General features: G+C 67.2%; 21 protein-coding genes and 1 pseudogene. 10 read left to right on the top strand and 12 right to left on the bottom strand.

Annotation, left to right across the window (positions count from 1 at the left end):
• Positions 1-14: 14 nt before the first annotated feature.
• The gene (locus tag LGM89_RS03255) at positions 15-341 is read right to left on the bottom strand and encodes a superinfection immunity protein (protein ID WP_011354384.1); all 327 of its coding nucleotides are present in this window, start codon (positions 339-341) and stop codon (positions 15-17) included.
• Positions 342-442: 101 nt separating this feature from the next.
• Positions 443-862 (bottom strand): rhodanese-like domain-containing protein, encoded by a 420-nt coding sequence (locus tag LGM89_RS03250; RefSeq protein ID WP_089496468.1) that lies wholly within the window; start codon positions 860-862, stop codon positions 443-445.
• A 110-nt stretch (positions 863-972) separates the two neighbouring features.
• On the opposite strand from LGM89_RS03250, the gene ftrA reads away from it, so the two are divergent.
• On the top strand, positions 973-1,947 hold the full coding sequence (gene ftrA / locus LGM89_RS03245; protein ID WP_226272268.1) for a transcriptional regulator FtrA: 975 nt from the start codon (positions 973-975) through the stop codon (positions 1,945-1,947).
• A 160-nt stretch (positions 1,948-2,107) separates the two neighbouring features.
• Here ftrA and LGM89_RS03240 read toward each other — a convergent pair whose 3' ends face one another.
• Both LGM89_RS03240 and adiC read right to left on the bottom strand, forming a co-directional pair.
• The gene (locus LGM89_RS03240) at positions 2,108-4,447 is read right to left on the bottom strand and encodes an Orn/Lys/Arg decarboxylase N-terminal domain-containing protein (RefSeq protein ID WP_226272267.1); all 2,340 of its coding nucleotides are present in this window, start codon (positions 4,445-4,447) and stop codon (positions 2,108-2,110) included.
• A 3-nt stretch (positions 4,448-4,450) separates the two neighbouring features.
• Positions 4,451-5,983 (bottom strand): arginine/agmatine antiporter, encoded by a 1,533-nt coding sequence (adiC, locus tag LGM89_RS03235; RefSeq protein WP_226202493.1) that lies wholly within the window; start codon positions 5,981-5,983, stop codon positions 4,451-4,453.
• A 433-nt stretch (positions 5,984-6,416) separates the two neighbouring features.
• Here adiC and LGM89_RS03230 point away from each other — a divergent pair, with 433 nt between their 5' ends.
• From LGM89_RS03230 to LGM89_RS03210, 5 genes are all read left to right on the top strand, one after another.
• Positions 6,417-7,487 carry an NAD(P)H-dependent flavin oxidoreductase gene (locus tag LGM89_RS03230; protein WP_226272266.1) on the top strand — a complete coding sequence of 357 codons (1,071 nt, stop codon included), beginning with the start codon at positions 6,417-6,419 and terminating at the stop codon, positions 7,485-7,487.
• A gap of 80 nt (positions 7,488-7,567) precedes the next feature.
• Positions 7,568-9,022 carry a M20 family metallopeptidase gene (locus LGM89_RS03225; protein ID WP_226272265.1) on the top strand — a complete coding sequence of 485 codons (1,455 nt, stop codon included), beginning with the start codon at positions 7,568-7,570 and terminating at the stop codon, positions 9,020-9,022.
• A 55-nt stretch (positions 9,023-9,077) separates the two neighbouring features.
• On the top strand, positions 9,078-10,187 hold the full coding sequence (locus LGM89_RS03220; protein ID WP_226272264.1) for a malate/lactate/ureidoglycolate dehydrogenase: 1,110 nt from the start codon (positions 9,078-9,080) through the stop codon (positions 10,185-10,187).
• Positions 10,157-10,852 carry a TfoX/Sxy family protein gene (locus LGM89_RS03215; RefSeq protein WP_226272263.1) on the top strand — a complete coding sequence of 232 codons (696 nt, stop codon included), beginning with the start codon at positions 10,157-10,159 and terminating at the stop codon, positions 10,850-10,852. The genes LGM89_RS03220 and LGM89_RS03215 overlap by 31 nt, the downstream gene beginning before the upstream one ends.
• 311 nt (positions 10,853-11,163) lie before the next feature.
• On the top strand, positions 11,164-11,742 hold the full coding sequence (locus tag LGM89_RS03210; protein WP_089496475.1) for an NnrU family protein: 579 nt from the start codon (positions 11,164-11,166) through the stop codon (positions 11,740-11,742).
• A 99-nt stretch (positions 11,743-11,841) separates the two neighbouring features.
• Here LGM89_RS03210 and LGM89_RS03205 read toward each other — a convergent pair whose 3' ends face one another.
• Together LGM89_RS03205 and LGM89_RS03200 are read right to left on the bottom strand one after the other, a co-directional pair.
• Positions 11,842-13,221: an amino acid permease gene (locus LGM89_RS03205; RefSeq protein ID WP_319000744.1), complete on the bottom strand. Its 1,380-nt coding sequence runs from the start codon at positions 13,219-13,221 to the stop codon at positions 11,842-11,844.
• 298 nt (positions 13,222-13,519) lie between these two features.
• A complete protein-coding gene (locus LGM89_RS03200) occupies positions 13,520-14,257 on the bottom strand; it encodes a sulfite exporter TauE/SafE family protein (protein ID WP_226272262.1) in 738 nt (245 codons plus the stop codon).
• 623 nt (positions 14,258-14,880) lie between these two features.
• Here LGM89_RS03200 and LGM89_RS03195 point away from each other — a divergent pair.
• Positions 14,881-16,176, top strand: coding sequence for a nitrous oxide reductase family maturation protein NosD (locus tag LGM89_RS03195; protein WP_226202509.1), 1,296 nt, complete (start codon positions 14,881-14,883; stop codon positions 16,174-16,176).
• A 55-nt stretch (positions 16,177-16,231) separates the two neighbouring features.
• Here LGM89_RS03195 and LGM89_RS03190 read toward each other — a convergent pair.
• The 3 genes and pseudogenes from LGM89_RS03190 to LGM89_RS03180 form a co-directional block, all read right to left on the bottom strand.
• A pseudogene (locus LGM89_RS03190) lies at positions 16,232-16,624 on the bottom strand (DUF488 family protein); the annotation flags it as partial.
• A complete protein-coding gene (locus LGM89_RS03185) occupies positions 16,555-17,727 on the bottom strand; it encodes an FAD binding domain-containing protein (RefSeq protein ID WP_226272261.1) in 1,173 nt (390 codons plus the stop codon). The gene LGM89_RS03185 and the pseudogene LGM89_RS03190, both read right to left, overlap by 70 nt.
• A 96-nt stretch (positions 17,728-17,823) precedes the next feature.
• Positions 17,824-18,489: a DsbA family oxidoreductase gene (locus tag LGM89_RS03180; protein ID WP_226272260.1), complete on the bottom strand. Its 666-nt coding sequence runs from the start codon at positions 18,487-18,489 to the stop codon at positions 17,824-17,826.
• Between the two features lie 113 nt (positions 18,490-18,602).
• Here LGM89_RS03180 and LGM89_RS03175 point away from each other — a divergent pair, with 113 nt between their 5' ends.
• Both LGM89_RS03175 and LGM89_RS03170 read left to right on the top strand, forming a co-directional pair.
• Positions 18,603-19,529 (top strand): LysR family transcriptional regulator, encoded by a 927-nt coding sequence (locus LGM89_RS03175; protein WP_226202515.1) that lies wholly within the window; start codon positions 18,603-18,605, stop codon positions 19,527-19,529.
• A gap of 120 nt (positions 19,530-19,649) precedes the next feature.
• The gene (locus LGM89_RS03170; protein WP_226272259.1) at positions 19,650-20,078 is read left to right on the top strand and encodes a hypothetical protein; all 429 of its coding nucleotides are present in this window, start codon (positions 19,650-19,652) and stop codon (positions 20,076-20,078) included.
• Between the two features lie 72 nt (positions 20,079-20,150).
• Here the strand turns inward: LGM89_RS03170 and LGM89_RS03165 are convergent, their stop codons facing one another.
• The 3 genes from LGM89_RS03165 to codB are packed head-to-tail and all read right to left on the bottom strand — an operon-like array spanning position 20,151 to position 23,455.
• Positions 20,151-20,828: a TetR/AcrR family transcriptional regulator gene (locus tag LGM89_RS03165; protein ID WP_089496483.1), complete on the bottom strand. Its 678-nt coding sequence runs from the start codon at positions 20,826-20,828 to the stop codon at positions 20,151-20,153.
• Positions 20,829-20,868: 40 nt separating this feature from the next.
• Positions 20,869-22,122: a cytosine deaminase gene (gene codA / locus LGM89_RS03160; protein ID WP_089496484.1), complete on the bottom strand. Its 1,254-nt coding sequence runs from the start codon at positions 22,120-22,122 to the stop codon at positions 20,869-20,871.
• A 43-nt stretch (positions 22,123-22,165) separates the two neighbouring features.
• On the bottom strand, positions 22,166-23,455 hold the full coding sequence (gene codB, locus LGM89_RS03155; RefSeq protein WP_226272258.1) for a cytosine permease: 1,290 nt from the start codon (positions 23,453-23,455) through the stop codon (positions 22,166-22,168).
• Positions 23,456-23,745: 290 nt separating this feature from the next.
• Between codB and LGM89_RS03150 the strand changes: the two genes are divergently transcribed.
• Complete coding sequence (locus tag LGM89_RS03150) at positions 23,746-25,035, top strand: NAD(P)/FAD-dependent oxidoreductase (protein WP_226272257.1); 1,290 nt, start codon at positions 23,746-23,748, stop codon at positions 25,033-25,035.
• Positions 25,036-25,037 lie beyond the last annotated feature (2 nt).

The raw sequence follows: 25,037 nt of genomic DNA, 5'->3' as shown, positions 1-25,037 counted from the left end.
GGGGAAAGCGGGACTTAACGGCAGCCTTGCTTCTCCGCCCATTGCTCCTGGGCGGCAACGCGGCGCTGCACGCGTTCGACGAGACCGGTCGAGAAGGTCCGCATGCTGATGCCGCGGCGCTTCGCGAGGATCGTCTGCGCGACATCGGTGCGCGGGTTCGGCTGGCAGGCCCAGTACAGCGTCATCAGCCAGCCGATGCCGGTCCACCCGAACAGCGCGTTGAACATCGCGACCGTCAGCTTGTCGTGCCGGCCACGCCGGTCGGCAATGACTGCCGGCAGAAAATAGATCGCGATCGCGGCCACCGAACCGGCCACTTGAATCAGGACTGCGTTCTGCATGTTGCTGCTCCATCCGAACTGCAATGGAACCGAGTATCGCGCTTTTTCCGTTTGCGTGCAGGCCGTGGCCAAGCAATTGATTGTTGCGTTTTTAATGACGATCAGCCGGCTTCGGCGTCCGCCGGCTGCACTTCGTTGCTCAGCGCGAAACCTTCGTCGAGCCAGCCCGTCACGCCGCCGATCATCAGCTTGACCGGCCGGCCGAGGCGTGCGAGCTGGATCGCCGCGCGTGCGGCGCCGTTGCAGTGCGGGCCCGCGCAGTACACGACGAACAGCGTGCCGGCCGGATAGCCGGCGAGCTTGCTCTCGATGATCTTGCGGCGCGGCAGGTGGCGCGCGCCGGGCACGTGGCCGGCGGCGAACTGATCGGGGCCGCGCACGTCGAGCAGCACGAAATCGGGCGTGCCCGATGCGAGCGCGTCGTGCACGTCCCAACAGTCGGTCTCGAAGCGCAGCGATGCCTCGAAATGCGCGAGGGCGGCGGGGCTGTCGGCGGCGGGCACGTCGGTGACGTAGGACATGGCAGGTTCTCCTGAAGATTGCGTGGAACGCGGTGGAATGAGGGGCAGTATCGCGGTTCGACGCGTTTCGCGGCAGTGGCGCGATCGACAAGTTCCGGTAACATCGCGCCATGCTCAATCATCTCGTCGTCGCGCTCGCCTACGATCGCCTCTGCACGTTCGAATTCGGCTGCGTGGTCGAACTGTTCGCCCTCGAACGCCCCGAGCTCGGGGTCGACTGGTATCGCTTCGCGGTCTGCGCGAGCGAGCCGGGGCCCGTGCGCGCGGCGGGCGGAATCACGGTCGCCGCGCCCTATCGGCTCGCGACGCTCGATCGCGCCGACACTATCGTGATTCCCGGTTGGCGCGATCCGGACGAACCGCCGCCGGAGCCGCTGCTGAAGAAACTGCGGGCCGCGCATCGTCGCGGCGCGCGGCTCTGCTCGATCTGTTCGGGCGTGTTCGTGCTGGCCGCGGCCGGCGTGCTCGACGGCCTCACGGTGACGACCCACTGGCGCTATGCGGAGAAACTGCAGGCGCGCTATCCGGCGCTGCGCGTGAATCCCGATGCGCTGTACGTCGACGAAGGGCAGGTGATCACCTCGGCCGGATCGGCGGCGGGGCTCGACATGCTGCTGCATCTCGTGCGCCGCGATCATGGCGGCGCGATCGCGAACCGCGTCGCGCAGCGCCTCGTGCTGCCGCCGCATCGCGACGGCGGGCAGGCGCAGTTCGTGCCGCGCCCGGTCGCGCCGGGCGGCACCGACCGGCTCGCGAAGCTGATCGACTGGATGCGCGCGCACGCGGCCGAGCCGCATACGCTCGCGTCGCTCGCCGCGCAGGCCGCGATGAGCACGCGCACGCTGCAGCGTCAGTTCGCGGATGCAACGGGCATGTCGCCGCTCGCGTGGCTGATCCGCGAACGCGTGAACGTCGCGAAGGACATGCTCGAAGCGCAGCCGGCGCTGTCGCTCGCGCAGGTCGCGGCGCGCGCGGGGTTCGGTTCCGAGGAATCGCTGCGCCGGCATTTCCGGCGCGTCGCGGCGACGAGTCCGGCCGCGTACCGGCGCGGGATGAGTCGCGGCGAAAGCGCACGGGACGCCTGAGCACGGTACCGATTCCTGTCGACTTTTTCTTCGGATGACACCGCAGTGGCGCAAGATCGCGCATCACCGCGAGAGGCCGGCCGCCTGAGCGGCCGACGCCGGCTGCAAGTGGCGACGCGCGCCGCCGGGCGGCGGCACGGCGTCGCGTTGCATTGCGTACTCAGCGTGTGCGGGTATCGCGCGCCTTCTGCTTGATGCACGCGATGCGATACACGCCATCCTCGACCTCGACACCGTGTGTGTCGTGCGTGAAGCCGGGGAAGCGCAGGTCGTACTGCTCGAGCGCCTTCAGGTAGCCGAGCAGCGGGCCGTCGGCCGGCCCCGCGTTCTCGCCGGGCATCAGCAGCGGAATGCCGGGCGGATAGGGCACGACGCCCGTCGCGACGGTGCGGCCTTCCATCTCCGCGAGCTCCAGCATCTCGATGTCGTTGTGCACCAGATGCTCGAACGCCTCGGCCGGGCTGTAGTCGGGCTTCGGCAGCGTCGAGAAGCCGCGCGACATCATCTCGGTCGTCTTCAGGTCGCTCATCGCGCTGAACATCAGGTCGCACAGATCGCGCAGGCCGAGCGTGCCGTAGCGTTCCGGATAACGCGCGACGAGTTCGGGCAGCGCCTGTTCGAGCGGCGCGTTTGCGTCGTAGTCGCGCTTGAAATCGAGCAGCGTGTTGACGAGCGTGCCCCACTTGCCTTTCGTCACGCCGAGCGAGAACAGGAACAGGATCGTGAAGTCGGTCGTCTTCTCGACGACGATCCCGTGCCGGTCGAGATACGCGGTGACGACCGACGCCGGAATGCCGACCGGCATCAGCCCGCCGTGCGCCGCGACACCCGGCGTGACAATCGACACCTTGATCGGGTCGAGCATGCAGTAGTCGTCCTCGATATCGCCGAAGCCGTGCCACGTATCGCCCGGATGCAGCACCCAGCACGACGGATCGGTGGCGAGCAGCGTCTCGTCCGCTTCGTGGAAGCGCACGCGCCGGCCCGTCTTGCGATCGACGACGCTATCGGGCTGCCAGCCGTTGAAGAACCAGTCGTTGTTCTCCGCGCATTCCGTATGCAGGCGCGCCAGCATCTGGCGGAACGCGACGGCCTCGCGGATTGCGTCCGTGGTCAGCGCCTCGCCGCCGGGGCCGTCCATCATCGCGGCGCTCACGTCGTTCGACGCGATGATCGCGTAGTTCGGCGACGTCGACGCATGCATCATGTACGCCTCGTTGAAGCGGGCGTGCTCGATCGGGTTGCGGCCGTCGCGAACATGAATGAACGATGCCTGCGACAGCGCGGCGAGCAGCTTGTGCGTCGATTGCGTCGCGAACACGGTTGGCTTGCTCGCGTCGTGTTGCGACGGATCGCCGTGCATCGCGTGGCGGTCGCGGTAGATCGGGTTGAAGCGCGCGTAGCCGTACCATGCCTCGTCGAAGTGCAATCGATCGACGCTCTGGCCGAGCAGTGCCTCGACGCGCGCGACGTTGTAACAGAGGCCGTCGTACGTCGAGTTCGTGATCAGTGCATGCACGGGCGTCGGGTCGATGCCGTCGCGGCCGCGCACGAGCGGGTTCGCGTCGATCGCGAGGCGCACGGCAGCGGCCGTCAGCCGCTCGGGCATGATCGGCCCGATGATCCCGTAGTGGTTGCGCGACGGAATCAGGTAGGTCGGAATCGCGCCCGACATCGTCATCGCGTGCTCGGCCGACTTGTGGCAGTTGCGGTCGCACAGCGCGACCTGGTTGCGCGTCACGCTCGCCATCAGGATCACGCGGTTCGACATCGACGAGCCGTTCGTCACGTGATACGTGCGATGCGCGCCGAACACGCGCGCCGCATAGCGTTCGCTTTCACCGATCGGGCCCGAGTGATCGAGCAGCGAGCCGAGTTCGCCGACCGAGATCGACAGGTCGGAGCGGAACAGCGATTCGCCGAAAAATTCGAAGTACGCACGACCGACCGGCGATTTCAGGAACGCGGTGCCGCCCGTGTGGCCGGGCGTGTGCCACGAGTATTCGTACACACGCGAGAACTGCGCGAGCGCGCGGAACATCGGCGGCAGCACGGTTTCGCGGTAGCGCTCGATCGCGGCGACGATCCGGCCGCCGATGAACGCGGTGGTGTCCTCCAGCATCCAGATGAAATCGTCGGCCTTGCGCATCGCGTCGACCGGAATCGCGGACGCGCTCGCGCGGCTCGCGAGCAGGAATACGGGCACGGTCGCGTTGCGGGCGCGCATCGCGTCGAGCACGGCCCGCGCGGGCACATGGTCGGCGTCGTTGCCGAGTTCCCAGTTGAGCAGCAGGCACTGGATCGCCGGATCGGCGGCGACCACCGCGCACGCATCGTCGGCGGACGTCGCGATCACGACGTCGACGAGCCGCGCGCGCAGCTCCTCGGCAAGCGCCGTCGCGGCGCGCCCGGTGGCCGTGCGTTCGTCGATGTCGTGCTGCACGAGCAGCGCCTTCATGCCGAGGCGGCGGAAGGCCGGTTGGGTCAAGGAAGCAGTCATTGTTTAATCCCCCGTTTGCTGGGTTGCCTGGACGCTCGCGGCAACGGCCGGCGAGCGCGCGTGAAGGGTGTCGGCCTGGTGACGGCCCACGGAGATCCAGAAGGTGGCGGCGAGCGCGGCGATGGTCACGCCGAGCGCGAGATAGCGCACCCAGCGCGGCGAGCGGCCGCCCGGATGGATATGGGTTTCCTCGATCTCGCGCTGGCGGTTGATCGACAGCTCGTAGAAGACGATCGTCGCGACGACGAAGATCAGCGACCAGCGCGTCTGCTGGCCATCGGAGCCGACCATCGCCCACAACGCGTAGACGGCGCCGATCAGGCCGACGATCGTATAGAACGTGAACTGGTGCGACGGCATCTTGCCGTAGCCGAGCACCTTGATCGCGATGCACGAGTAGATGTACGGCAAGAGCGTCATGATCACGGCGATCGACGCGATCTTGCCGAACTGTTCGCTCGCGCTCGGCGACATCGTCGCGAGCACCTGCACCGACATGATCAGCGCGACGATCGCGAGGCCGGCGGACGGCACGTTCTTCGAGTTCACGCGGGCGAACACGCCGGCGAACAGGCCGTCGTCGGCGGCCGCCTTCGCGGTCTGGCCGACCAGCAGCGTCCACCCCGCGAGCGAGCCGAGGCAGCCGAGCGCCGCGCAGATCGCGACCGCGTTCGCGGCCGTATTGCCGAGCGCGAGGCGCGCGGCATCCGCGAACGGCGCGCTCGAGGCGAGCAGCGCCTTGTTCGGAATCATCCCCATGATCACGGTCGAGCTGAGCACGTAGCAGACGGCCGCGAGCACGACGCCGCCGACGGTTGCGATCGGCACGTTGCGCGACGGGTTCTCGACGACGCCGGCCGATACCGACGCACTCTCGACGCCGATGAACGCCCACAGCGTGAAGTTCAGCGTCGCGCCGATCGCGCTGAAGCTGCTCGCGCCCGACACGTTCCAGCCGGCGAAGTACACGTCCTTGCTGAACCAGAACCAGCCGAACACGGCCATCCCGAGGATCGGCACGAGCGCGAAGATCGTCGTGACCGACTGCACGCGGCCGACGACGTTCGGCCCGAGGATGTTCGCGTACGTGAACAGCCAGATCACGAAGATCTGCGCGAGCGCGAACACGAGCGGGTCCTTCAGGACCGGGAAGAAATGCGTGAGGTAGCCGAGGCCGGCGACCGCGAGGCCGACGTTGCCGAGCACGTTCGCGAGCCAGTAGATCAGGTTGGTCTGGTAGCCCATGTACGGGCCGAACGACTTGCGCGCATACGCGTACGGGCCGCCGGCGGCCGGGTCGATCGCCGCGAGCTTCGCGAACACGAGCGCGAGCGACACGGCGCCGACGACGGTGATCAGCCAGCCGAAGATCGCGATGCCGCCGGTGGCGGCGAGGTTCGCGGGCAGCATGAAGACGCCGGAGCCCATCATGTTGCCCGCGACCATCAGCGTGGCGGGAATGACGCCGATTTTCGGCGCGGAAGCCGCGGCCGACGGGGCGGCGGCGCGGGAGGAGGACGAGCTGGCATCGGACATGCGACGCTCCTTGACGAGACGAGTTGCGGTTGAGGTGGCGCGGGGTGGCGCCGGTTGACGATTCCGGCATGAATCGTCGTTTTATTTAACGTTTTCATGTTATCGCCTTGGTGGTTTTTAATAAGGGTAAACGCCGGTATTTAATAACTTGAATATTGATGAATGTCATTGAAACCAGTGAATCGGTGTTTGAATTTGGGTGTGGGTGGGCCGTGCAGCAAGGATGCGGGCGTTTTCGTCAGTCTCGGCCATCGATGGTGGGATCACGCTGCTGAAGCCGCTGTGGATAATCCATTTTTCCCGAATCGGTTAAATCAATTCGTGACGTAAATGGCGCCGCAAACGGGGTTAGGGTTTGTCGGTTAATATCGGGCGCATTAAACGCGTGCCGTCGGCGCACGCGACCACCGCTTCTTCCCCGAGGACGATTCCGATGACGACGCTGCCTTCCCGTTTGCCGCTGATCCAGGCGCCGATGGTCGGTTCGCTGAGCCCGCTCGCGATCGCGGTGTGCGAAGCCGGCGGGCTTGGCTCGCTCGCGTGCGCGGCGCTCGGCCCGCAGCAACTGCGCGACGAAATCGCGGCGATCCGGGCGCGCACAGGCGCGCCGTTCAACGTGAACTTCTTCTGCCATACGCCGCCGGCGCCCGACGCCGAAGTCGAGGCACGCTGGCGTGCGGCGCTCGCCGGTTATTACGCGGAGGCCGGTCTCGATCCGGCCGACGTGAAGGGCGGCCCCGGCCGCGCGCCGTTCGACGACGCGATGTGCGCGGTCGTCGAGGAACTGCGCCCGGCCGTCGTCAGCTTCCATTTCGGGTTGCCGGACGATGCGCTGCTCGAGCGCGTGCGGCGCACGGGTGCATGGGTGGTGTCGTCCGCGACGACCGTCGAGGAAGCGCGCTGGCTCGATGCGCGCGGCGTCGACGCGATCGTCGCGCAGGGCGCGGAGGCCGGCGGCCATCGCGGGATGTTCCTGACCGACGACATCCACGCGCAACCGGGCCTGTTCGCGTTGCTGCCGCAGATCGTCGACGCGGTGCGCGTGCCGGTGATCGCGGCCGGCGCGATCGCCGACGGGCGCGGCATCGCGGCTGCGTTCGCGCTCGGCGCACGCGCGGTGCAGATCGGCACGGGCTACCTGCTGACGCCGCAAGCCGGCCGCTCGGCGCAGCATCGCGCGGCGGTGCGCGCCGCGCGCGACGACGCCACGCGCATGACCAACCTGTACACGGGCCGCCCCGCGCGCGGGCTGCTGACGCGCTTCATGCGCGAGCAGGGGCCGATGAGCGCGCTCGCGCCGGCGTTCCCGCTCGCGACGGCCGCGGTCGATCCGCTGCGCGGCGCGTTCGAGCGGCAGGGCCGCGACGACTTCTCGCTGCTGTGGTCGGGCGAGGCCGCGGCGCTCGCGTGCGAAGCGGATGCGGGCGAACTGACGCAACGCCTGTGGCGCGACGCGCTCGCGTGCGCGGCGGGGCTGCGCGACGCGTTTCCGCAGGCGGTCTGAGCGACCGGGAAGGGGGCGCCGGCGCGGGAGCATCGGCGTATCATCTGGGTTTTCGTCAGCCCGATCCAGGCACCCCCACCATGACCTCCGTCGACACTACCCCCGTCCTCGACCATGACAAGCTCGTTACCTTCATCGAGCGCAAGTGGAACGATGAAATCGTCCACGCCCTGACCGACTACATCGCGATCCCCGCGAAGAGCCCCGCATTCGACCCCGACTGGGCGAAGCGCGGCTATCTCGAGCGCGTCGTCACCGATGCCGCGCAGTGGGCCGAGCGCCAGCCCGTGAAAGGCCTGAAGCTCGAGATCGTGCGCCTGCCCGGCCGCACGCCGGTGATCTTCTTCGAATCGCCCGCCACGCGTTCCGGCAGCACCGACACGATCCTGCTGTACGGCCACCTCGACAAGCAGCCCGAATTCGACGGCTGGCGCGCGGACCTCGGCCCGTGGACGCCGAAGTACGAGAACGGCAAGCTGTACGGCCGCGGCGGCGCGGACGATGGCTATGCGATCTACGCGAGCCTCGCGGCGCTCGGCGCGCTCGACGAGCAGGGCATCGAGCGGCCGCGCTGCGTCGGCCTGATCGAGACCTGCGAGGAATCGGGCAGCTACGACCTGCTGCCGTACGTCGATGCGCTGCGCGACCGGCTCGGCCAGGTGTCGCTCGTCGTGTGCCTCGATTCGGGCGCCGGCAACTACGACCAGATGTGGCTCACCACGTCGCTGCGCGGGCTCGTGTCCGGCGACCTGCAGGTCGAGGTGCTCGAGGAAGGCGTGCACTCGGGCGTGTTCGGCGGCATCGCGCCGTCGAGCTTCCGCGTGATGCGCCAGCTGTTCGAGCGCCTCGAGGATGCGAAGAACGGCAACCTGCTACCGGGCGTGTTCCATTGCGAGATTCCCGACAGCCGCGTGCGCGAAGCCGAGGCGGCCGCGTCGATTCTCGGCGACGCCGTATGGAAGGGGCTGCCGTGGGCCTGCGGCGCGGACGGCAAGCCGGTGCTGCCGACCACGACCGATCCGCGCGAGGCGCTGCTGAATTCGACGTGGCGTCCGTCGCTGTCGGTCACCGGCGCGGCCGGCTTGCCGGCGCTCGCCGATGCGGGCAACGTGCTGCGTCCGCGCACCGCGTTCAAGCTGTCGCTGCGCCTGCCGCCGCTCGTCGATGCCGCGCAGGCCGTGCAGCAGCTGAAGGAATTGCTCGAACTCGATCCGCCGTACAACGCGAAGGTCACGTTCAAGCCGGACGCGGGCGCCGCGACGGGCTGGAGCGCACCGGATCTCGCGCCGTGGCTCGCGTCGTCGCTCGATGCTGCGTCGCGCCGCCACTTCGGCGCCGACTGCGCGTACATGGGCCTCGGCGGCACGATCCCGCTGATGAACGTGTTGCAGGAAGGGTTCCCGTCCGCACAGTTCATGGTGTGCGGCGTACTCGGGCCGAAGTCGAACGCACATGGCCCGAACGAATTCCTGCACGTGCCGTATGCGAAGAAGCTGACGGCGGCGGTCGCGGACGTGATCGCGACCGCGCGCTGAGCGCTTGACGATCAGCAGTGACCACTGTCCGACCCACCCTCACGGAACCTTGCCGATGACCGCACTGCCGACGCCCGATACCGAACCGCTGCGCATGCGCGCCGAACCGCTGCATGCATTCGTCGCGGCACTCTGGGAGCGGGCCGGCAGCAGCGAGCGCGAGGCAAGGCTCGTCGCCGATCACCTGGTCGGCGCGAATCTCGCGGGCCACGATTCGCACGGGATCGGGATGATCCCGAACTACGTCGCGTCGTGGCGGGAAGGGCAGTTGCAGCTGAACGGGCACGCGTCGATCGCGCGCGACGGCGGCGCGGTGCTGACGATCGACGGCGGTCGCGGCTTCGGCCAGGTAATCGCGTTCGAGGCGATGGTCGAGGGGATCGACCGCGCGCGACGCATGGGCATCTGCGCGATCGGGCTGCGCGACGTGCATCATCTCGGCCGCATCGGGCACTGGGCCGAGCAGTGCGCGCGCGCGGGGCTCGTGTCGTTCCATTTCGTCAACGTGCCGGGCGACCTGCTGGTCGCGCCGCTGCACGGCACCGATCCGCGCTTCGGCACGAACCCGTTCTGCGCCGCGTATCCGCGTGCGGGCCGGCCGCCGCTGCTGCTCGATTTCGCGACGAGCGCGATCGCATACGGCAAGACGCGCGTCGCGTACAACCAGGGCAAGCGTGTGCCAGCCGGGTCGTTGATCGATTCTCGCGGCCAGCCGACCGACGATCCGGCCGTGATGCACGAGCAGCCGTTCGGCGCGCTGCTGCCGTTCGGGCTGCACAAGGGGTACGCGCTGGCGGCGATGTGCGAGATTTTCGGCGGCGCGCTCGTCGGCGGGCATACGACCTACGGCGACACGCTGCAGAAGACGAGCGCGATCGTCAACGGGATGCTGTCGGTGCTGATCGACCCGAACGCGTTCGATGCGGCCGACGCGCAGCGCGAAGCCGATGCGTTCGTCGCATGGGCGAAGGCGTCGCCGCAGGCGGGCGATGCGCCGGTGCAGGTGCCGGGCGAGCCGGAGGAAGCGAGCCGCGCGGCGCGCGGTGCCAGCGGCATACCGGTCGACCGCGCGACGTGGCGGCAGATTCGCGAGAGCGCGGCGGCGGTCGGCTTCGACGAAGCCGAGCTCGACGCGTGGACGCAGCGCTGCAGGGCATTCGCATGAGCTGGCAATCGGAACAGGCGCACGGCGAGGAGATCGCGTATCGGCTCGCGCCGCTTGGCAACGTCACGGTCGTGCGCTTCTTCAGCGGTGCGGCGCTGCGGCTCGACGGCGTGATGTTCGGTTTCATGTCGCGCGGGTCGCTGTTCCTGCGTGTGGATGACGTGAACCGTCCGGCGTTCGTCGCGGCGGGGATGGGGCCGTTCTCGTACGAGCGGCCCACGCGCACGGTTTCGCTCGACGGCTATTACGAAACGCCGGCCGACGTGCTCGAGGATGCCGGCGCGCTGTTCGACTGGTGTCGCGGCGCGTATCGCGCGGCGCTGCTGGCGGGGCCGCCGAAGCGCAAGGCCAGGGCGGTGCCGAAAGCGAAGCCGGCGCAGGAAGCGAAGCCCGCGTCGAAGCGGGCGGCCAAGCCAGTATCGGAAGCGTCATCGAAATCGGCGCCCGCGCAGGAAGCGAAGCCGGCATCGAGGCGAGCCGCCAAGCCGGCATCGAAAGGACTGCCGAAAGCTGCGCCGGCTCAAGGGGCGAAGCCTGCGTCGAAGCGAGCCGCCAAACCGGCATCGAAAGCGCCTGCACAGGAAGCCAAGCGGGCAACGAAGCGAACTATCAAGCCGACGTCGAAACCGGCAGCGAAATCCCCGGCGAAGCGCAAGCAAACATAGTGCCGGCCGCGCGAAGCGAAAGCCGCGCGACTTTTCTTTTTTGTCGGCCCGGCCGTCGCCCGGTGATTCACGCGACATGCGCCGGCTGGCACAAGGGCGGCCGGGGAGGGACACAGTCACGAAAGCGTCAAGCGCGTGCCGCACCGCACATCCCCCATGCTTCACAACGGCGGCCTCGGCGTTTATGATCGGCGCGGGTTGCACCGGTGCCTGGCGCGACCCGCGCCGGCCGCGCCGCCGGCTCCGCGAACGGCGCATCGTACGCCGCGCGGGGCGCTTCCCCCACTCATCATTCCAGACGGAGACAGCCGATGCTCGTCCTGATTCTCGGTTTAGCGATCTTCCTCGGTGTGCACTCGATCCGGATCGTCGCGGACGGCTGGCGGTCGGCGACGATCGAGCGGATCGGCGAGAAGCGCTGGAAGGGCCCCTATGCGATCGCGTCGATCATCGGCTTCGTGCTGATCATCTGGGGGTACGGCATCGCGCGCCAGGGCGCGACGCTGCTGTGGGTGTCGCCCGTCGGCGTGCGCCACCTCACCGGCATGCTGACCGCGATCGCCTTCGTGCTGATCGCCGCGTCCTACGTGCCCGGCAACCGCATCAAGACGCTCGTCGGCCATCCGATGGTGGCCGGCGTGGCGGTGTGGGCCATCGCGCACCTGCTCGCGAACGGCACGCTGCACGCTGTCGTGCTGTTCGGCGCGTTCTTCGTATGGGCGCTGGTCGATTTCGTCGTGTGGCGCGCGCGGGATCGCCGCGATGGCGTGCGCTACCCGGTAGGCAGGCTGTCGGGCGACGTCGTGGCGATCGTGGCCGGGCTCGTCGTGTGGGCGGTCTTCGCGCGGTTCCTGCACGGCTGGCTGATCGGCGTGCGGCCGTTCGGCTGAGCGGCCAGGAGGTTGAGCAACCGAGACGTCGAGCGGCTGAGACGTCGAGCAACCGAGCGGCGGCCGACCGGCACACCGCTCGTCCGCCTGGAGCAATAATCAGCGCGCCTTCGCGCCGGCCGTCTCGCCGAGTTGTGCCGGCTTGCGGCGCAGGAAATAGGCCGCGACGATCGCCAGCGCCGTCAATACCGTGAACCAGAACTGGAAGCGTGAATCCGGGTTGAACGCCTGCGAGCCGAGCACGGCCACCAGCGCCAGCAGCGCGATCCAGTTCGACACTGGATAAAACCACGCGCGGAATGCCTGCGGATCGCGCGGCGCGTGCTTGTCCTGCCGGCGCATCGCGAAGTGCGCGACGATGATGAAGATCCACACGATCATCACGAACGCGCCGCTGCTCTTCGCGAGCATCAGGAACAGGTCGCCGCCGCTCACGAAGTGAACGCCGAGGATCGACACGCAGATCGCGAGGCACAGCACGAGCGCGTTCATCGGCACGCCTTTCGCGTTGGTCCGGCCGAACATCGCGGGCGCGTGGCCGCGCTGGCTGAGCGAGAACAGCATGCGCGAGTTCGAGAACAGGAACGAGTTCATCACCGACATGAACGACACGAACAGCACGATCTTCATCGCGACGGCCGCGCCCGTGAAGCCCGCCATGCCGAACAGCGACACGTACGGCGATTTCAGGTTGGCCTTGTCGGTCCACGGCATGCACAGGATCAGGATCGACACCGAGCCGACGTAGAACACCATCACGCGCACGATCACGCTCTTGATCGCCCGGATCACGTTCTTGCTCGGGTTCTCGGATTCGCCCGCCGCGACGGCCGCGATTTCGCTGCCGCCGAGCGAGAAGATCACGACCATCACGCCGGCCAGCACGGGCGACATGCCGTTCGGCATGAAGCCGCCGTGATCCGTGAGGTTCACGAGCCCCGGCGCGGGAATGCGCGGCTGGAAGCCGAGCAGGATCGATGCGCCGAGCGCCATGAAGATGATGATCGTCGTCACCTTCGCGAACGACAGCCAGTATTCCGCTTCGCCGAACGAGCGCACCGAATACGCATTGCTCGCGATCAGCGTGACGAGCATGAACAGCGCGCCGCCCCACACGGGCAGCCACGGCAGGAAATCGTGGAGGATCGCACCGAGCAGGATCGCCTCGACGGTGATCGTCATCATCGACTTGAACCAGTACAGCCAGCCGACCGCGAAGCCGGCCCATTCGCCGAGATAGCTGCTTGCGTAGGTGGAGAACGATCCGCTGTCGGGGTTGCGGGACGCCATTTCGCCGAGCATGAACATGACCAGCGTGACGATCACGCCGCCGATCAGGTACGACAGGATCGCCGCGGGGCCGGCGGTCGCGATGATGGCGCCGGAGCCGACGAACAGGCCCGCGCCGATCACGCCGCCAAGCGCGATCATCGTGATGTGCCGTTGCTTGAGGCTTTGCCTCAACGAGTTGTCCTGCATCTCCTACCTCTAGTTATTGTTGGCCCGTTGGCCGGGAACGCATCGGGCCGCGCGGCGGCAAGCGTGCTGCCGCCGCATGGGGCGCCGATGTCGAGGGAGCGTGTGTGACGCGATGTGCCGGGCCGCCGGCGGTGAATCGGAATGGCGGCCGCGAAGTGTCGGTCGGTGCCCGCGAGAGGGCGATGACGACGACCCCCGGATTGTGGGCGGACACCGTCGTCACGGCAAACGAGATATGCGAAAGACGTCTTGCGGTTTGCTCATCAATTGCCGCGACGGCGGCAGGCGTGGGCGCGCGTCAGATCGGCTTGACGAACAACCCGACGGTCAGCACCGCGCCGATGCAGACGATCCCGATCCGCAGCACGCGTTCGTTCACGCGATGCAGCGCCCAGGTGCCGAGCAGGCCGCCGGCGATCGCGCCGCCGCCGAGCGCGAGCGCCTTGCCCCAGTGCAGGTGCGGCGACGTCAGGAACAGCACGACGGCCGATGCGTTCATCACGCCCGCGAGCGCGTTCTTCGTCGACATCGCATGGCGCGGCGACAGGCCGGCCATCGTCAGTACGGCCATCATCAGGAAGCCGATCCCGCCGCCGAAATAGCCGCCGTAGATCGCGATCATGAACTGCGAGAGCGCGGCGGGGACGGTGCCGAGGTGGGCCGTGCCTTCGCCCGGCTTGCGGAAAAAGCTGCCCCACGCGAACACGATCGTCGCGAACAGCACGAGCCACGGCACGAGGCGCGAGAAGATCGACGACGGGGTCTTCAGCAACAGCAGCCCGCCGAGCGCACCGCCGACCACGCTGATGATGAACATCGCGCGAAACGACAGCCTGCCCACGCCGCGCACCATCTTGCGGCTCGCCCAGCCGGTCGTGACCTGCGCGGGAAACAGCGCGACCGTCGACGTGATGTTCGCCGCGAGCGGCGACATGCCCGACACGATCAGCGCGGGCAGCGTGACGAACGAGCCGCCCCCGGCGAGGGTGTTCTGCAGTCCGGCCCAGAGGCCGGCGAGGATGACGAGAGCGAGCATCGGAGCGGGAGCGAAAGGTGACGGGGCTCGCCTGCCGGAGGCGGGCAGAGGCGGCGAACGCATGATGGTAATGCAGGACCGCTGACGATGTGAACTGCTGCGATCGCAGTGTCGTCGCGAGCCTTCCCGGCCGGTGCAAGCGACGATGCCGCACCGTCCGCGACCAAGGTCGAGGATGGCCCGGGCGGACGGGCGGGCGGTCTTACGACGTCGCGCGGCCAATGTCGGATTGCCGATCGACGCGCGTGAAATAGACTGGTTGATGAGCGGCGGGAAAGAACCGGCAGGGTTGGGGGTCAGCCGGCGCCCGGTGCGCTCGGGAACGCAGTTCCTGTTGACGGGTTCGATTCCGGCCACGCAGTGCCGGCGCGTCGGAATCGGGCCGCCTTTTCTCGGGGGACACGCATGCGCGCCGGCGGGCGAACAGGCGACCGGGTGTCGATCGCGGCCACGCGACGGCGCTTCGTTGCCGTTGCTCCGCCGCATCGGCGGAGCAGATGAATGTCGCAGTCGGGATGGTGCGCCGCGTGTGCCACGCGCCGTGCGATCGCCGTTGCTCGAACGCCTCGCGACCGTCAGCCGTTGGCCGGTCGTCGCGGGCGAACGGGCGTGAGAGAACAACCATGAAAAAGTCGTTTCGAGGGGTCGGTCCGAGTACGGCCGTCTGTCTGATCTGCACCGCCTGTTTCGCCGCATCGCCGGCGGCCGCCTACACGCCGGGCGGTGCTCGTCATGCGCATCCGTCGCGCAGCGCACCGGCGCTTTCGACCGTGACCGTCCAGCCGACGGCGAACGGCGGCGACCAGGCCGATGCGCTGCAGGCTGCGTTCGATGCATTGCAGCCGGGCCAGCGCCTCGTGCTCGCGCCGGGACGCTACACCGTCGGCCGGTCGCTGACGGTCTCCAGGGCGAACGTCGTGATCTCCGGCTATGGCGCGACGCTGGTTGCGACCAACCCGACCGATCAGACCATCATGATGAGCGGCAGCGGTTCGACGCTCGTCGGCGTCACGCTGGTCGGCACGGGTACGACGCGGCTGACGACACCCGCCTCGACGAAGGTCGAGGTGACGGGCACCGGCGTCCAGGTGCTCGGCGTGACGATCCAGGGTGGCGCCAGCGCCGGGATCTTCGTGTTCGGCGGCAGCAACGTGGCGATCGTGGGCAACACCGTGGAGGCGACGCTGGCCGACGGCATCCACACCACGTACGGCTCGACCAACGTGCTGGTGCGCGGCAATACGGTGAAGAACACCGGGGACGACATGATCGCCGTCGTCAGCTACCAGGGTGACGGCCGCCTCAGCGCCAACGTGCTGATCGACGGGAATACGGTGTCGGGCAACTACTGGGGGCGGGGCATCTCCGTGGTCGGCGGGCGGACCGTGACGATTTCGAACAACACCGTCAGCGGCGTGCAGAAGGCGGCCGGCATCCTGGTCGCGCAGGAGGATAGCTGGAAGACCTACGGCGTGTCGGACGTCGTGATCGAGAACAACGTCGTCGGCGCGATCCAGGACGGCACGAATGCGAACAACGGCCTGCCGCCTACCCACCAGGCCGCGATCGAGCTCGATACCTGGTCGGGGACGGTGTCGTACGTCGTCGTGAAGGGCAACCGCGTGTCGGGCTCGGGCTATGACGGCTTCCGGGCGTTGGGGAACGTCTGCCATTTCGCGGTGGCCGACACGACGCTCGCGTCGATCGCCGGCATGCCGGTGTCGCTGCTGACGCACAACTGCCCGGCCGCCGATATCGTCGCGTACGGCAATTCACTGGGCGGCGTGGCGCTGGCGACGCCGGTCGGTGCTTCCCCGTCCGGGACGATTCCGGCCGGCGGCGCGGTGACGTCGGGGATGCCGGCGGTGCGCACGAGCCTGATGCAGCCGAATGGCGCGCCTGCGTCGGCGCGGAACTGACGAGGTTCGCGATGCGCTGGCCGCCGTGCCATCGAACGGGGCGCCGTGCTATGCGCTCGGGGGGCGCGGTTGCCCCCGGCGCCGTGGCGTCGTCCCCGGCGTCCGGATAGACGATCGTGCCGTCAGGCCGGATCACCGCGCCGGCCGTCAGGTGCGCGGGTTCCACGCGGTGGGGGCCCATGATGTGCAGCACCGTTTCGCCGCGCGCGATCAGGTAGTCGGACACGATGCGCCGGTGGCAGCGCCACCACACCGCTTCCGAACACATGATCGCGCAGCGCTGCGCGTGTTCAGCGACGTTAGCCGCTTCCGCTTCGCGACGTGTGCCCGACGACGCCCGCCACACGGGTTCGCGCCGGTATGTGCGGCGGTTGTTGCTCAAGCGCTCGTCGAGACGACATGGCTGCGCGGGATGCCCATGATCCGGTCGCCGATGTTCATTCCCCATTCGGTCATGTCGATGCCCTGACTCAATTGTTCAGCCTGCCAACGCGACAGGGCTGCATCGATGTCGGCATCCGCGGATTGCAGCGCCGTGGCCAACGTCAATGCGTTGGCGGCTGCCTTGGCGGTACTGCCCGCGGTATGAGGGCGCGGAACGAAGGCGGCGTCGCCCAGCAGGATCGCTCTGCCATACACCATCTGCTTCACCTGCAGATCCAGGATGGCCTGGACGAACGGTTCGTGGGTGGCTTCAACCAACGTCTGGAAAGTCGGCGCGAGAAGCGCCTTCGACGCCTGCGTCAGGCTGGCGAGTGCTTCGTCTTTCAATGCGCCCGGAGGCAGCGAAAACGAGTGGCGTATCCCGGAGCGGTCGGTCAATAACGATGAGAGTTCGTCGCCGTGGGCAACCTTCCGGTACCACACCCAGTTCCAGCGCCGCTGACCTTCCTGCGTCGACAGGTCTTCGCCCGGGACGAGATATTCGAGCATCAGGTGGCCGGGGCCTTGCTGGAAGGCAAAGGTTCCCTTGAGAACATCCGCGGCGCGTGCCGGGAGCGCCGCTTCAGGAACGAGCCCACGCCACGCGACATATCCGGCGTAGGTGGGTGCCAGGCCGGCAGAAACTTGTTCGCGGACCGTGGAGCGTGCGCCGTCCGCGCCGACGAGCAGATCGCCGGTTTCCATGCGGCCGCTGGCAAAGCAGGCGGTGATCCGGTCGCCGTTCTGTTCAAAGCGGACGAAGCGCTCGCCCGGATGAAAGACCTGCGCGGGCAGGTGCGCCTTCATCGTGCCGTAGAGCATGTTCCAGGACGTCTGGGTCTGCGGCATGAAGCTGCGCTGAATGACGCGATCGGTACGGTCCAGGTAGATGCGGTCGCCCGACCGCACGCCGAGCGCGGCGCCGGTCTGAATTCCGGCGAAACGAAACGCCGACAGGACGTCACCCTGCAACACGATTCCACCCCCTCGGCTGTCCAGTTCACTCGGGGAGCGCTCGAAGATGTCGACGTCCCACCCCGCGGCTTGCAGCGTCGTTGCAGTAAAGAGCCCGCCGAGCGAGCCGCCGATGATCAGTGCGCGCGGCCTGGCTTTTGCGGTGGCGACCATGAGTCTCTCCAAACGAGTAGCGTGTGTTGTGCTTGGCGCGCATGCCCGATTCCGCGAATCGAGCGTGCGCGCTTGCGTTCACCTGCAGGTGTCGATTCAGACGGCGGCTTTGGCGGTTGTGTCGCCGGTGGCATGCCGAAGCACTTCAGCGAGCACCGAAACCGGTTGTGCACCGCTAACCGGAACGCCGCCCACACGGATTGTCGGCACCGACCGGATGCCGGCCGCCCCGGCCCGCATTTCGTCGGCAACGACTTCGCGCTCGCCGTCGTTCGTCGCCAGGAAACTGCGCACTTCGTCAGCGTCGAAACCCGTACTTTCCGCGAGGCTGACCAAAACCTCGGCCATGCCGATGTCCTGTCCGTCGGAAAAGTAGGCAGAGAAAACCGCCTCGAACAGTGCTTCGGTCCTGGCCGCATCTCCGTTGGACTGAGCGAGGAACATCAGGCGATGGGCAAGCCGCGTGTTGGGCGTGACCGCTACGCGGTCGTAGTTGAATTCGACACCTGCGCGTTTGCCCGCCAGCATGACGTCGGCATCCATTGCCTGCGAACGTGCCCAACTGCCGAATTTGGCGCTGCGATAGGCTTTTCGATCGATTCCGTCCTTGGGCATGGTCGGATTGAGTTCATACGGAAGGTACTTGACGGTCGGTGCGACGGCCAGGTTGGCCTCCCGGAGCGCTGCCTTGAGATGTGCGTGGCCGATCCAGCACCACGGGCAGATGAAGTCGTACGTGACCTGGATGTCGAGCGGATTCATTTGGAGACTCCTTGCGTTGACGGTTCAAGCACTTTAGGCTTTGCGTCAGGGTAAAAGAATATGAGCCGATCGCAAACCAGCATTGCGGTGCGCGCAAAGATAAAGGACATGGCATGGACAAGCTTCTTGCGTTGCGGGCATTCATCGACGTCGCGGAAACGGGCGGCTTTTCGAAGGCGGCTCGCCGCATGGGGGTGGCCACTTCGTCGGTGACGCGCCTGATGGACGCGTTGGAGAAGTCTCTTGGCAGCGCGTTGCTGACTCGCACGACGCGTCATGTCACGTTGACGGATGCCGGTTCCGCGTATCTGGAGCAGATCACGCGCGTGCTGTCGGACCTCGACGAAGCCGACGGGAGTGTGTCCGACACGGGTGTCGACGCGGTTGGACCGCTGCGTGTTTCGATGCCCGTGACTTTCGGGCGCCTGTGCCTGGGGCCGCACATCGCCGGCTTCCTGCAGCAGCATCCCCGCGTATCCCTGGATCTGGTGCTGTCGGATTCGTATCTGGATCTGGCGACCGAGCGCATTGACGTTGCGGTGCGCATCGGCACACCTGCAAACCAGCCGAATCTGATCGTCAATCGCCTGGCGGAACATCATCGCTATGTCGTCGCGAGTCGTGACTATCTGGAAAGCAACGGAATGCCCGCTTCTCCGGACGATCTGGGAGACCATCAATGCTTGCGTTTTGCGTACCAGGCCGCCGTGCAGCGTTGGTCGTTCACTCGCGCAGGCAGCACCGAGCATGTCGAGATCAACGGCAGACTTTCGGTGAACAACTCGGACGTGCTGCGCGAGGCCGTGATCAGCGGATTTGGCATCGCACTGCTTCCCCAATGGCTCGTCGAAGAGGATGTGATGGCGGGGCGGCTCACGCGTCTTTTCGAAGACTACTCGGTCAACCCGCTCGACCAGACCGTCTGCGTTTATGCCGCCTATCTTCCGAATCGCCGCCACTCGCGCAAAGTGCATGCGTTGCTTGAATTTCTTCGACATCGCATCACGCACTCCGGCGCGTTCTCGGATGCGTCGAGCTAGGCCGCGATCTCGCGTGCTCCGGCCACGACACTGCCCGATTTAACGCTTCATTACGATGGGCTGCCCGGAAAGGTGCTAGATTCGCCCATCGATATCTCGCAAGGCAGAGAGGGTAGACAGATGATGAAGAAATGGGCCGGGATGGCCGTGGTGGTCGGTGCGGCGGCGGTGGTGTCGCTGCCGGCCGTGGCAGGCGACACGAACAACGCACTGGGCGGCGGGCTGGGTGGCGTCGCCGGCGCGGCGGTCGGTAACGCGATTGGCGGCAGCACGGGCACCGTGATCGGCGGGGCAGTGGGCGGCGGCGCAGGCGGTGCGGTGACGTCGAACAAACGCGAACGCACGGGCGCGATCGTCGGCGGCGCACTGGGCGGCGGCGCAGGCGCCGCTGCGGGCAACGCAATGGGCGGCACGGCCGGCGGGCTCGTCGGCGCCGGCTTGGGCGGCGGCGCGGGCGCGGCGCTCGGCGGCCACGTGTCGCGCAACAACTCGCGTTCCAACGATCATTACCACGGCAACAAACACAAGAAGCGCCACAAGCACGACTGACCGGCGGTTCCCCGGCGCGTGTCGACGGCGCCGGGGTGCAGTGCATGAAGGGCGACGGAGGCGGTCAAGCGGTCAATCCGGCTTTCCGTCGCCGGTGATCAATGCGTTGAGCACCAGATCCGAGATCGTGCGGTAAGCCGCGTCGAAATCGTCGTTTCCCAGCGCACGCTTGCCGAGCACCAGCAGCATCTGGGGAGCGAAATCCGCATACGCCTGCGTGGCTGCCCAGATCAGGAAGAACAGGTGCTCGGCATCGACCTGCCTGACCTTGCCTTCGTCGATCCAGCGTTCGAGCACCCGGATGTCGTCGCGCAACACCGGAATCAGTTGTTTGCGAATTTCCTTTCCGTAGGTCCTGGCTCCGCCGATGATTTCCAGCGCAAACACCCGCGATCCATGCGGGCGATTTCTGGAGAATTCGAGTTTGGCCCGGATATAGGCCGACATGGCTTCCGCGGGCTCGCGATCGGGCGCCGCAAACTCCCGCATCCTGCCGAGCCAGTCTCGCAATACGTCGTCCAGCACGCGTTGGTAGAGCGCCAGCTTCGTGGGGAAGTAGTACATCAGGTTCTGCTTCGACAGGCCGGCGGCCGCTGCGATCGTCGCAACGGAACTGCCCTCGAATCCGTCAATGGCAAACGATTCCTCGGCGGCGGCGAGAATGGCCGCCTCGAGCGTGTCGCGCAGCGCTTCGCGCCGGCCGTGAGGCCGGCCGGGCGTTCCCGCGGTCGGCTCGGACGGGTGCCTCACGATGCTTCCTCCTGCATGTCGGACCAGCGGCGTCGCCCGCTCAACGCGCGCCTGCTTCGGGATAGGTGATGCGTTCGGGCGCGCGCTGCATGATGACCTTCCCGGCACGGAGCGACACGCGCACCTTGGCCTGCGTGCGAACCACTTCATAGTCGGAATCCGCGTCGAGGATCAGCAGGTTGGCCGGCCGCCCGACAGCGATGCCATATCGATCGCCCAGGGACATCGCACGGGCGCTGTGCTCCGTCACGAAGTCGAGGCATCGTTGCAGGTCTTCGTAGCCGAGCATGTGGCACACGTGCAGGCCGACGTCGAGGATGCGCAGGATGTTGCCGTTGCCGATGGGATACCACGGATCCTTGATCGAATCCTGTCCGAAGCACACGTTGATGCCGGCGCGATCGAGTTCCGCGACACGCGTGATGCCGCGTCGTTTCGGGAAGGTGTCGAAACGACCCTGCAGGTGGATGCTTTCGGTCGGACACGAAACAAAATGGATGTCCGAGCGCTTCAGCAACCGGAACAGCTTCGAGCAGTAGGCGTTGTCGTAGGAACCCATCGCGGTCGTGTGGCTGGCGGTGACGCGCGGGCCCATCCCGCGAACCCGCGCTTCCTCGGCAAGCACTTCCAGGAAGCGCGAGTGCGGATCGTCGGTTTCGTCGCAATGAACGTCGACCAGGCAGTCCTTGCGCTCCGCGAGTTCCATCAGGAACTGGATGGAGCTCACGCCCTGGTCGCGCGTGTTCTCGAAATGCGGAATGCCGCCCACGACGTCGGCCCCCATGTCGATCGCGCGCTCCATCAGTGCACGTCCGTTGTCGAACGACTCGATGCCTTCCTGAGGGAAGGCGACGATCTGCAGATCGATGAGGTCGCGTGCTTCGTCCCTGACCTCGAGCATCGCCTTCAACGCGGCAAGCGTGTGATCGGTGACGTCCACGTGCGTGCGCACGTGCTGGATGCCGTTGTCGCGCAACATGCCGATCGTGGTGTGGGCGCGGGCTTTCGTATCCTCATGGGTAATGGTGGCCTTGCGCTGGCCCCACCGCTCGATACCTTCGAACAGCGTGCCGCTCATGTTCCACTCGGGTTCGCCCGCGGTCAGCGTCGCATCGAGGTGGATATGCGGCTCGACCAGCGGCGGGATGACGAGATGGCTGCCCGCATCGATGACGTCGTCCCCTTGAGACGCCAGCGGCGACGGCTGGAGGTCGATGCCGCGAATCGTGCCCGCATCGATGTCGATCGTGAAGAGGCCGCTTCGGCCGCGCAATCTGGCGTTGATGATTTTCATGAGGATTCCTGTGGTTCGGGGAGCGGGAGGGTGTGCAGCGGAATCATTCACCCTGAACGGACGGCTCGCGCGCGAACGCGCGGGCAATCTGCAGCAGCACGATGTAGGCGGCGGCGGACGCCGCGATGCCGACGAGCGGCGCGATCCACGGCGAGGTATAGGCGAGTCCGGCGCCGATGGCATACGCGGCCAGGCCGACCAGGTTGAAGCGCGGAAGGCGGGCGGCGGCGAGCGACGGGTATTGCCCGCGATGGCGGTACCAGTAGTCCGCCATGATCACGCCGCCGACCGGCGGAATGATCGAGCCGAGCAGCACCAGGAACGGAATCAGCCACGCGTACATCCCGCCGACCGCGAGCACGATGCCGATCGCCGCACCCACCAGTACGAGCGTGCGGCGCCGTTCGGTGCGCAGCAGATGGCATCCGGCGGCCGCCACGTTGTACATCGTCGGCCCCTGGATGGTCCAGAGATTGAGGCACAGCATCACGACCGCCGCGATCGACAGGCCTTGCAGCATCATCACCTCGACGATGTCGGCTTGCTGATAGACGATCGCGCAGTATGCGCCCGCGATGATCATCAGGCCGTTGCCCGCGAAGAATCCGATCATGCTGGCCGAGACGGCGCTGCGCGCGCTGCGTGCGAGGCGGGTCCAGTTGGTGGCCTGGGTCGCGCCGCTGGCAAAGGTGCCGATGACCATGGTCACGGCGGCCGAGAACGGCATCGGCTGGGACGGCGCGACATGCGTGAGGCCGGCCCACCCGCCGATATCGCGGGTGGCGATCCCCATCGACGTCATCAGCAGCACGAACATCAGCGGCACGGAGACGCGCGACAGCACATCCATGCCGCGATAGCCGATGATGGCCGTGATCGAAAATCCGAATCCGAAGAGGATCATCAGCGGCGTGGTCACGGCGGGCGGCCAACCCAGCAGCTTGACCAGGACGATCGCCACCGTCGCGGTGCCCCATGCGTACCAGCCGAGTTCGGCGAAGCCGAGCAGGAAATCGGACAGCTTGCTGCCCGTTTCCCCGAAGCAGAACCGCCCCATCAGCACCGCGTTCAGGCCGCTGCGGGCGGCAATCAGCGCAAGCGATGCCGCATAGACGGCGAGCAACAGGTTTCCGATGACGGCGATCTGGATCATGCTGACGACATCGAAGGCGACACCGATCTTGCCGCCGGCAAACATCGTTCCCGTGAAGAACGTGAAACTCAACAACACCATCGTGATGGACAGGAATCCGGTGCGTTTCTCGAGCGGGACTTCGCTCAGCGAGAATTCTCCGTGATCCGATTCGGCCATCGGGCTTGCATCCCGGTTCATGGGCATCTTGTCTCCCGTCAGCGATTGGGTTGGGTCTGAAAGGGGTTGCGGGGGCCGTGCTTGGATGGGTAGCGCGCTGTCTCAGCGCGTCATTCTCTCAGTCCAAAATTTTTACAACGGTAAAAATTTCGTCCGGGTGGATGGCGGGAACATTCACCGGGCCCGTGCGGTTCATGCGCAACGCGTGTCGTGTATCGGCCGATCCGGCGTTTTTTTGCCCGCTTGCCTCCGTGAAATTGCCGTGCTAATTTTTCATGAAATTTCTCGGCGTAATTTTCACGGGAGTCCGCATGTTCGTGCAGTCCGACCGTCACGTCGCAAGCTACTACGCCGGCACCTACCCGGCGCCGATCCCGCATCGTCCGGCGCTGGACGAACGCATCGACGCCGACGTGCTCGTCGTCGGCGCGGGTTTCAGCGGGCTGCATACGGCGTTGCGCCTGGCGCTCGCCGGCAAGCGGGTCGTCGTGCTCGAAGCGAGCCGCGTCGCGTGGGCCGCGTCGGGGCGCAACGGCGGGCAGGCACTGCTCGGCTGGTCGTGCGACATGCAGCCGCTCGAGGATTCGCTCGGCCGCGACGGCGCGCGCCTGCTGTGGGACAGCATGCGCTGGGCCGCGGCCGAGGTGCGCGAACTGCCCGCGCGGCACGGCTTCGACGTCGACTACCGGCCCGGCAGCCTGTGGGCGGCCGTGCGGCCGCGGCGTGTCGCGATGCTCGAGCAGGCGCGCGACGAAGCGGCCGAACGCTGGGGCTACGACCGGCTGCGCGTGATCGGCCATGACGAGATGCCCGAATGGATCGGCGGCACGCGTTACCTGGCGGCGCTGCACGATCCCGAGGCCGGCCACCTGAATCCGCTGAAACTCGCGCTCGGCCTCGCGCAGACGATCGAGCGCGCGGGCGGCCGCATCTTCGAGCAGAGCCGCGTGCTCGACTGCCGCGAGACGGCCGGCGGCCACGTTGCCCGCACGGCGCGCGGCGAAGTGCGCGCGGACGTCCTCGTGCTGGCCTGCAACGCCTACGTCGACCGGCTCGATCGCGATCTCGCGCGCCGGCTGTTGCCGGTCGGCACGTACCAGGTCGCCACCGCGCCGCTCGCACCCGACGTCGCCCGTTCGCTGCTGCCGCAGAACAGTTGCGTGATCGACAACCAGTTCGTGCCCGACTATTTCCGGCTGAGCCCCGACAACCGGCTGCTGTTCGGCGGCGGCTGCACGTATCTCGGCGGGATTCCGGCCGATATCGCGGCGGCCACGCGCCCGCACCTCGAACGCGTGTTCCCGCAGCTGGCCGGCGTGCCGCTCGATTACGCGTGGGGCGGCCATATCGACATCAGCATGCGCCGCACGCCGGACATCGGCCGCCGCGGGCAGCGTTTCTGGCTGCAGGGGTTCTCGGGGCACGGCGTGCTGCCGACGCTCGCCGGTGCGCGCGCGGTGGCCGACGCGGTGCTCGGCGACGAACGCCTGCTCGCGCAGTACCAGCGCATCCGCAACCCGCGCTTCCCCGGCGGCGACCGGCTCGCCGCGCCGCTGGAAGCGATCGGCAAGGCCTGGTACCGTCTGCGCGATACCGTCTGACT

The organism is Burkholderia sp. AU31624 (assembly GCF_020420065.1).
Taxonomy (GTDB): Bacteria; Pseudomonadota; Gammaproteobacteria; order Burkholderiales; family Burkholderiaceae; genus Burkholderia.
Note: the sequence above shows the minus strand (reverse complement) of the source record. Positions and strands in the feature narration are given on the sequence as shown.

What these genes read in the sequence shown, in the direction of transcription:
- LGM89_RS03255 (WP_011354384.1), bottom strand. Translation starts at nt 341, where the DNA reads ATGCAGAACGCAGTCCTGATTCAAGTGGCCGGTTCGGTGGCCGCGATC.
- LGM89_RS03250 (WP_089496468.1), bottom strand. Translation starts at nt 862, where the DNA reads ATGTCCTACGTCACCGACGTGCCCGCCGCCGACAGCCCCGCCGCCCTC.
- ftrA (WP_226272268.1), top strand. Translation starts at nt 973, where the DNA reads ATGCTCAATCATCTCGTCGTCGCGCTCGCCTACGATCGCCTCTGCACG.
- LGM89_RS03240 (WP_226272267.1), bottom strand. Translation starts at nt 4,447, where the DNA reads ATGACTGCTTCCTTGACCCAACCGGCCTTCCGCCGCCTCGGCATGAAG.
- adiC (WP_226202493.1), bottom strand. Translation starts at nt 5,983, where the DNA reads ATGTCCGATGCCAGCTCGTCCTCCTCCCGCGCCGCCGCCCCGTCGGCC.
- LGM89_RS03230 (WP_226272266.1), top strand. Translation starts at nt 6,417, where the DNA reads ATGACGACGCTGCCTTCCCGTTTGCCGCTGATCCAGGCGCCGATGGTC.
- LGM89_RS03225 (WP_226272265.1), top strand. Translation starts at nt 7,568, where the DNA reads ATGACCTCCGTCGACACTACCCCCGTCCTCGACCATGACAAGCTCGTT.
- LGM89_RS03220 (WP_226272264.1), top strand. Translation starts at nt 9,078, where the DNA reads ATGACCGCACTGCCGACGCCCGATACCGAACCGCTGCGCATGCGCGCC.
- LGM89_RS03210 (WP_089496475.1), top strand. Translation starts at nt 11,164, where the DNA reads ATGCTCGTCCTGATTCTCGGTTTAGCGATCTTCCTCGGTGTGCACTCG.
- LGM89_RS03205 (WP_319000744.1), bottom strand. Translation starts at nt 13,221, where the DNA reads ATGCAGGACAACTCGTTGAGGCAAAGCCTCAAGCAACGGCACATCACG.
- LGM89_RS03200 (WP_226272262.1), bottom strand. Translation starts at nt 14,257, where the DNA reads ATGCTCGCTCTCGTCATCCTCGCCGGCCTCTGGGCCGGACTGCAGAAC.
- LGM89_RS03195 (WP_226202509.1), top strand. Translation starts at nt 14,881, where the DNA reads ATGAAAAAGTCGTTTCGAGGGGTCGGTCCGAGTACGGCCGTCTGTCTG.
- LGM89_RS03185 (WP_226272261.1), bottom strand. Translation starts at nt 17,727, where the DNA reads ATGGTCGCCACCGCAAAAGCCAGGCCGCGCGCACTGATCATCGGCGGC.
- LGM89_RS03180 (WP_226272260.1), bottom strand. Translation starts at nt 18,489, where the DNA reads ATGAATCCGCTCGACATCCAGGTCACGTACGACTTCATCTGCCCGTGG.
- LGM89_RS03175 (WP_226202515.1), top strand. Translation starts at nt 18,603, where the DNA reads ATGGACAAGCTTCTTGCGTTGCGGGCATTCATCGACGTCGCGGAAACG.
- LGM89_RS03170 (WP_226272259.1), top strand. Translation starts at nt 19,650, where the DNA reads ATGATGAAGAAATGGGCCGGGATGGCCGTGGTGGTCGGTGCGGCGGCG.
- codA (WP_089496484.1), bottom strand. Translation starts at nt 22,122, where the DNA reads ATGAAAATCATCAACGCCAGATTGCGCGGCCGAAGCGGCCTCTTCACG.
- codB (WP_226272258.1), bottom strand. Translation starts at nt 23,455, where the DNA reads ATGAACCGGGATGCAAGCCCGATGGCCGAATCGGATCACGGAGAATTC.
- LGM89_RS03150 (WP_226272257.1), top strand. Translation starts at nt 23,746, where the DNA reads ATGTTCGTGCAGTCCGACCGTCACGTCGCAAGCTACTACGCCGGCACC.